This is a genomic window from Cronbergia sp. UHCC 0137, from assembly GCF_034932285.1.
Lineage (GTDB): Bacteria > Cyanobacteriota > Cyanobacteriia > Cyanobacteriales > Nostocaceae > Cronbergia.
The window spans coordinates 1-7,566 of sequence record NZ_JAYGHC010000100.1 but is presented as its reverse complement, the minus strand read 5'-3'; the positions used below and the strand labels follow the sequence as shown (position 1 = coordinate 7,566).

Below are 7,566 nucleotides of genomic sequence, written 5' to 3'. Positions count from 1 at the left end.
GAACATAAAACCAGTCTGGTGCTTTGACTCCATCTAGTGGTGGTTCTGTTAATTTCCAATAAATACCGCTATCTTGGCCAATACAATAACGTCCGTCTGGGTGTAGTTTTTCTAATATTGGTTCTATAGATGTTGTGAGAATTATACTTTGGGGTAGCTCTTGAAAATTTTTCACAAATGTTCCATCTGACTCTGGCAATTGTGTATGGTCTGGTAGTGTAATTTGATGATGTTCAGATGTAGTTGGTGGGGCAATTATTGGTTTTGTTAGTACCATAGCAACTTCATCGCCTTAATTTATTTTTCTTACTTTAACACAATCTTTACCGCAGATTTCCATAATCAAGGGCGATCGCTTTTCTACAGCAAATTGTCATTAAACCTGGTACATAGCAAGCTTTTGTGGAGGGTTAGAACCTTTTGCCTCAGATTAGATAATACGAGTAAGCTATCTGTTTTGACCTAAATGGTTGTTTTTTCACCTGAATATATTTAAATTTTCATGGATATGTATGTAATACTCATTAGTAGCACATACATAAGTACAGGATGTTTGATTTTAGTTTCAGGCTTTACTGAGAGCTATTCTTGTGCTTGCCATTGCCATGCTGTTTTATCATTCATAATTAGGATTCAGATGACCAACTTAGAGACGACTGCTTCGGTTATTGACTCTTCAATACCAAGCAAGAATGTGACGAATGTTAGCCGCGCTCTTGTGGTTATTGATGCGGGTGTTGACGATCGCGAGTTTTTGATTGGGGGCGTTTTACCTGATGCGGGTGTGTTGGTCTTGGATCGCCATCGTGATGGTATTGCTCAAATTGGTGAGGTGCTACGGGCTGGTGATTTTAGTGTATTGCAGATCGTTGCTCATGGCTCTGAAGGTGAGTTGCGGCTAGGTAATACAAGCCTGAATTTGAGTAATTTGCTGAATTATGCAACGGCTTTGCAGTCATGGCAAGTTGATGAAATTTCCCTCTATGCCTGTGAGGTTGCGTCAGGTGCAACGGGTCAAGATTTTGTTAAGCAGTTGGCTGTGGTTACTGGGGCAAGTGTGGCGGCGGCGACTACTAAGGTCGGAAATAGAGATTTGGGTGGTACTTGGAGTTTAGCGGTGCAAACTGGGGCAGTCACTACGCCTCTGATGATTGAGAATAATGTTTTAGCGAGTTATGCAGGGGTTTTCGGTATAGTACAACCGGAAATTATTACCATTACGGCAAATGGAGTAGACACTGATGTTATTTCTGATTTTAATGGTACGACGACGAGCTATACCAATACTGGCAATGGTTTACAAGTTGATAATGATTTAGATGGAGCTACCTTTAATGTTAATAGTGTCGGTACTGGTTTTAGTCTTGATTTGATCCTCAATGGCAGTGGCTATACGAATGGCGATCGCGTCAACCTCAATGGCAATCTCAAAACTAATGACTTCTCGATTGTCAATGTGCAGACTATTAATGTGGCGACAAATGTGGCGCTAACCATTTTTGATACGCCCGATCGCGGTGATGTCGATTGGACGGCGGGGCAAAGTATTGTTTTCAATAGTGGCTCTAGTTTAACTACCACTACAGGAGATGCCACTGGGAATATTAACCTCACTGCTCTCGGTGGACTGACTTCAGTTAACTCCACAGGTATTGACATTAATGGTGCTAGTATTACCTCTGCTGACGGCATGATTACCTTGAATGGTAAGGGTAGTGGTGGATCAAATAATTCTAATCATGGTGTTTTTGTAACAGGAAATACCGCCACCATTAGCTCCCTGAACGGCAATATTGATGTAACAGGAACTGGTGGAGGAACAGGGTCGGATAACATTGGTGTAAGACTTGACAATGGTGGTTCTATCAAGACCCAAGGCACTGGCACGATTATCATTACTGCCTTAGGAGGAGGAGATCCAAACGAAGGAAACGTTGGCAATCGAGGGCTATTACTAGAAACTAGCGGTAAGATCACTTCAGCAGATGGCGATATCACCATAATTGCCACTGGAGTAAGCTCAGGCAATGGGAACGACGGCATTGGTGCTGGTATCGAACTCCGAGACTCTAATACTCTAATCTCTTCAGCCAATGGCAAAATCTCAGTTACGGGGACTGGCGGTACGAGGGATAGTGGTGACAACATAGGTATTTATCTCCTGAATGGTGGTGCTATTACCACAACACAAACAGGGAATATTGAAGTTATAGGCACTGGCGGTGGCATATCAGCAGATGGCATCAAACTAGAAGGCGCAGGATCAAAGATTCAAAGCGATAGTGGCGCGATCGCTCTCACAGGCACAGAAGCAGAACCTACCTCTACCACAGGATTCGGTATTAACCTGACTGGTGGTGAGATTTCCAGCGTCACAGGCAATATTACCCTTAAAGCCGATAGGATGAATTTGGCGGCAGGACCCGATACCATTTCCAGTACTGGAAGCCTAACTATTCTGCAAAAAACGAATGGAACTACGATTGGGCTAGGGGATAGCAGCACAGGCACATTAAAGCTCACCGCCGCCGAAATTAGCAGCTTTAATGGTGGGTTTTCTGCCATTAACATTGGTGATGCCAACAGTGGCGCGGTAAACATTAATACGACTGCTACATTCAATGATTCACTAAACGTTACTAGTGGCGTTAATATTACTGTTGTTAACTCATTAGCCGTCGCAGGGAATATTAAACTTCTCACTCAGGGTGGACTGACTACGAACTCCATAGGTATTAACGTTAATAACGCTAGTGTTACCTCCACTATTGATGGCACGATTACTTTGAATGGCAAGGGTAGTGATTCTGGCTCAGGTAATTATGGTGTTTTTGTTAATGGCAACATTATTAGCTCGGTAAATGGCGCGATCGCCGTTACAGGTACAGGCGGTTCTGGCACAATTCAAAACTATGGTGTTTATGTCAATTCTGGCGGTGCTATTTCCTCAACAGGAACAGGAGCGATCGCGGTTAATGGTACTGGTGGTTCAGGCACATCATCTAATTTTGGTGTTGCTGTCAATTTTGGCGGCGCTATTTCATCAACAGGAACGGGAACGGTTACGGTCACAGGTCAAGGCTCTATCACTGCTACAGGTAACAACAATTACGGTGTTTACATTGATGGAACTAACAGCACAATTAGTTCGGTAAATGGCGCGATCACAGTTGATGGTACTGGTGGTTCTGGCACGACTTCTAATATTGGTGTTCTTGTCAGTGTTGGCGGCGCTATTTCCTCAACAGGAACAGGAGCGAGTGCAGCCACGATTACTGTCACAGGGCAAGGAGCTACAAACACTACAGGTGCTAACAATCAAGGTGTTCTTGTTATCAGTCCTAACAGCAAGATTACTTCGGTAGATGGCGCGATAGTGGTTGATGGTACTGGTGGTTCTGGCACAGATTCTAATCATGGTGTTTATGTCAATTTTGGCGGTGCTATTTCATCAACAGGAACAGGAGCGAGTGCAGCCAGGATTACTGTCACAGGGCAAGGCTCTACCACAGCCACAGGACAACAAAATTTCGGTGTTGTCATTGAGGGAACTGACAGCAAAATTAGCTCTGTAAATGGCGCGATCGATGTTGATGGTACTGGTGGTTCAGGCACGAATTTTAACATTGGTGTTCTTGTCAATGCTGGCGGTGCTATTTCCTCGACAGGAACAGCCACCATTAATGTCACAGGTAAAGGATCTACTAACACTACAGGTACTAACAATGAAGGTATTCGTGTTAACGGTACTAACAGCAAGATTAGTTCTGTAAATGGCGCGATCACCGTTACAGGTACGGGTGGTAAAGGCACAGATCAAAACATTGGTGTTTTGGTATTTAATGGCGGGGGTATTTCCTCAACAGGAACAGCTAGAATTACGGTCATAGGTCAAGGCTCAAACACTGCTACAGGGATTTTTAATGAAGGTGTTCTTATTCAGGGAACTAACAGCACAATTAGTTCGGTAAATGGCGCGATCGCGGTTACAGGTACGGGTGGTTCAGGCACAAATCAAAACTTTGGTGTTGAACTATTCGATGGCGGCTCTATTTCCTCAACAGGAACCGCCACGATTGCAGTTACAGGTCAAGGTTCTACCAGAGCCACAGGACAACAAAATTTCGGTATTAACATTGAGGGAGCTAACAGCACAATTAGTTCGGTAAATGGCGCGATCGAGGTTAATGGTACTGGTGGTTCTGGCACTAATAATAATTATGGTGTTTATGTCAATTCTGGCGGCGCTATTTCCTCAGCAGGAGCGATCGCGGTTACAGGTACTGGTGGTTCTGGCACATCAGATAATTATGGTGTTTATGTCAATTCTGGCGGCGCTATTTCATCAACAGGAACGGCAACGATTAATGTCACAGGTCAAGGCTCTGCCACTGCCACAGGTGGAAACAATTACGGTATTTCTGTTTCTGGAACTAACAGTAAGATTAGTTCTGAAGATGGCGCGATCGCGGTTACAGGTACTGGTGGTGCTGGCACGAATGTTAATCATGGTGTTCTGTTATTAAATGGCGGTGCTATTTCATCAACAGGAACGGGAGTGATTAATGTCACAGGTCAAGGCTCTACTACTGCCACAGGGGAGGCTAATCACGGTATTTCTGTTTTTGGAACTAATAGTAAGATTAGTTCTGAAGATGGCGCGATCGCTGTCACAGGTACTGGTGGTGCTGGCACGAATGGTAATTATGGTGTTCTGTTATCAGGTGGCGGTGCTATTTCATCAACAGGAACGGGCGAGATCGCGGTTACAGGTACTGGTGGTTCTGGCACATCATCTAATTATGGTGTTTTGGTACAATCTGGCGGTGCTATTTCATCAACAGGAACGGGCGAGATCGCTATTACAGGTACTGGTGGTTCTGGCACAGATTTTAACTTTGGTGTTTTGGTACAATCTGGCGGTGCTATTTCATCAACGGGAACGGGAGTGATTAATGTCACAGGTCAAGGCTCTACCACTGCCACAGGTTCAAACAATTACGGTGTTTTTGTTTTTGGAACTGGCAACAATATCACTTCAGTAGATGGTGCTATTATTGTTACAGGCACAGGCGGCACAGGTACTACAAACAATCATGGTGTTTTTGCCAACAGAGGAAACATCGTTGCCACTGGTTTAGCTACAGTTACCCTCACAGGTACAGGTGGCGGCACATCAGGCGATGGTATCAGAGTCGATGGTGTTGGTTCTGCAATTCAAAGCAACAGTGGCGCAATTTCTCTCACAGGCACAGGAAGTGGCACAGGATTCGGTATTAACCTGATTAATGGTGGCGCGATATCTAGCACCACAGGCAACATCAACCTACTGTCAAGCAGCATCAACCTAGCCAACACCACCAGCATCACCACCGCAGGTAACGTATTTATCAACCAAGATGATGATGCTGTTGTTGGCACAACCACCCTCGGCGCAACCGTCAACGTCACCGAAGGTAATCTATTCCTCAACGACATCATCAAAGTTGACTACAACGCCAGCGTTAGCAGGTTTGACACCATTAACCTCACAGGTGCAGTAGACCTAGATGGCTCAGTCCTAGACCTTGATTTGACAGGCTATACCGCCCCTGCTGCAAACACCTTCTATACCCTGATCAACAACGATGGAACCGATCCAGTTGCTGGCACATTTACAGGACTAGCAGAAGGAGCGCGAGTCGGAGGAGTTGGCGGCTACGGTATCTTTATTACCTACCAAGGCGGCTCAGGTAACGATGTCCAACTGGCTGCTGTCAACGAAAATCCCAGCGTTTTTGGATTTAGCGCCGCCAACTACAGCGTTAACGAAGATGGAACCACTACTGGAGCGATTACGATCAACCGTACAGTCAACACCACAGGCGCAGCCAGCGTCACCGTCAACTTGGGCGGAGGCACAGCCACACCCAATACTGATTACAACAACACCCCCATTACCGTCAACTTTGCCGATGGCGAAACCAGCCAAACCGTAGTCGTGCCAATTGTCTTGGATAGCATCACCGAATCAACAGAAACCGTGAATCTATCCCTAAGCGACCCCACAGGAGTAGCCTATGGAGCCACATTAGGAGGAATCACCACTTCAGTTCTCTCGATTGTTGATTTCTACAATCGCCTCACCAGCAACCAAGATGAAATAATTGTCGCTCCATCTGGTTCATCCGTGGTCAATGTGACAACTGGATCTGGCAATGACACAATTAACTTGAGTAGTAGAACAGGAAATATATTTGCCTCAGCAGGTTTGGGCAATGATTCCATTCTTGGTGGGTCGGGTAACGATGTTCTTAATGGCGGTGATGGCAACGACTTCCTCAATGGCTATGGAGGTGTAGATCGCCTCTTTGGTGGTGCTGGCAATGACATCCTCCGTGGTGGTCCAGGTAACGATCAGCTTACAGGTGGAGCAGATGCAGATACCTTCGTCCTAGAAACTGGATCGGGTAGTGACATCATTTTCGATTTCGTAAGTGGCACTGACCGTTTTGGTCTTACTGGTACGCTAACTTTTGGTAGCCTCACATTTAATCAAAGTGGACTACATACCCAGATTCTTTCTGACAGTAGTCTTCTGGCCACTGTGCTGAATATCAATGTTTCGACGATTAATAATTCAAGTAATTTCGTATTGGACTGACGTTGGATTTGACCTATGAATTTAGGTGTAGAGACGAGAATCCCTACCCAGGTCACGTCTCTACAAAGGTTTTGAGATCATGCAAGTGATTTTGCATACATAAAATCAGCAATGCCTACTTCCTTAACTTTAATTTCTCCCAATCAACCAAGAAATATCATGACTAAACTCGCTAAAATCTGCTCCGCTTTGGTTATCAGTTTCACCACCTATATCGCTGGGGCATCTTCAGCCGAAGCGATTTCTCTAAATCTTAGTTGGAATGCTAATGGGCTTTTGAATTCTGCTGACAATTATTCGTTAACTGGCACATTTACTGGTGCTGACACCGTTTCTGACGGATTTATTCGGTCTAGTGATAGCGAAATTACTGATTTCACTCTCAACTTTTTTAAAAATGGTACACCTCTAGCTTCTTATGATTTTGCAACGATTTCAGTTGGTCAGTATAACTTTAACTATGAAATCGCTACTAACACGATTTTGCAGGATGGAGCGCTTAACACGCCGACTGGTTTTTCTATTGGTGATTCAACTGCTGGTTACTGGCTGGATTCACAAGTAGGTAGCGGCTTATCATTTAATGACAGTAATGGATTTGAAAGTGCGTCTGGCGGAACTTTGACGGCTACGCCCGTACCTTTTGAGCCTAATGCTTCCACAGGTATCCTCACCCTCGGCATGATTTGGGGCGCTAATCAATGGCGTAAAAATCGTCTTAAAAAGTAATCTTTTGTAAAGTTTATGGAGGCAATTCAGGAATTGCCTCTACCAAAATCAGATTTCATCAGGATGGAAACGCTTTCAATCTCATAAGATAGATGATTCAATAGTCTGAGGGAAACGCCTAGTAACGTTTATTAACCTTGTGATGTACTAGAATAGGTAAAGCGATCAAGGAACGGATGATGAAACATATCCGA

At 44.6% G+C, this 7,566-nt stretch carries 2 protein-coding genes and 1 pseudogene; 2 read left to right on the top strand and 1 reads right to left on the bottom strand.

Going from position 1 to position 7,566, the window contains the following annotated elements; genetic code table 11:
- A pseudogene (locus VB711_RS26120) lies at positions 1-277 on the bottom strand (hypothetical protein); the annotation flags it as partial.
- 360 nt (positions 278-637) lie between these two features.
- On the opposite strand from VB711_RS26120, the gene VB711_RS26115 reads away from it, so the two are divergent.
- Positions 638-6,643 carry a DUF4347 domain-containing protein gene (locus VB711_RS26115; RefSeq protein WP_323289351.1) on the top strand — a complete coding sequence of 2,002 codons (6,006 nt, stop codon included), beginning with the start codon at positions 638-640 and terminating at the stop codon, positions 6,641-6,643.
- Positions 6,644-6,754: 111 nt separating this feature from the next.
- Complete coding sequence (locus VB711_RS26110) at positions 6,755-7,372, top strand: hypothetical protein (RefSeq protein WP_323289350.1); 618 nt, start codon at positions 6,755-6,757, stop codon at positions 7,370-7,372.
- Positions 7,373-7,566: the final 194 nt, after the last annotated feature.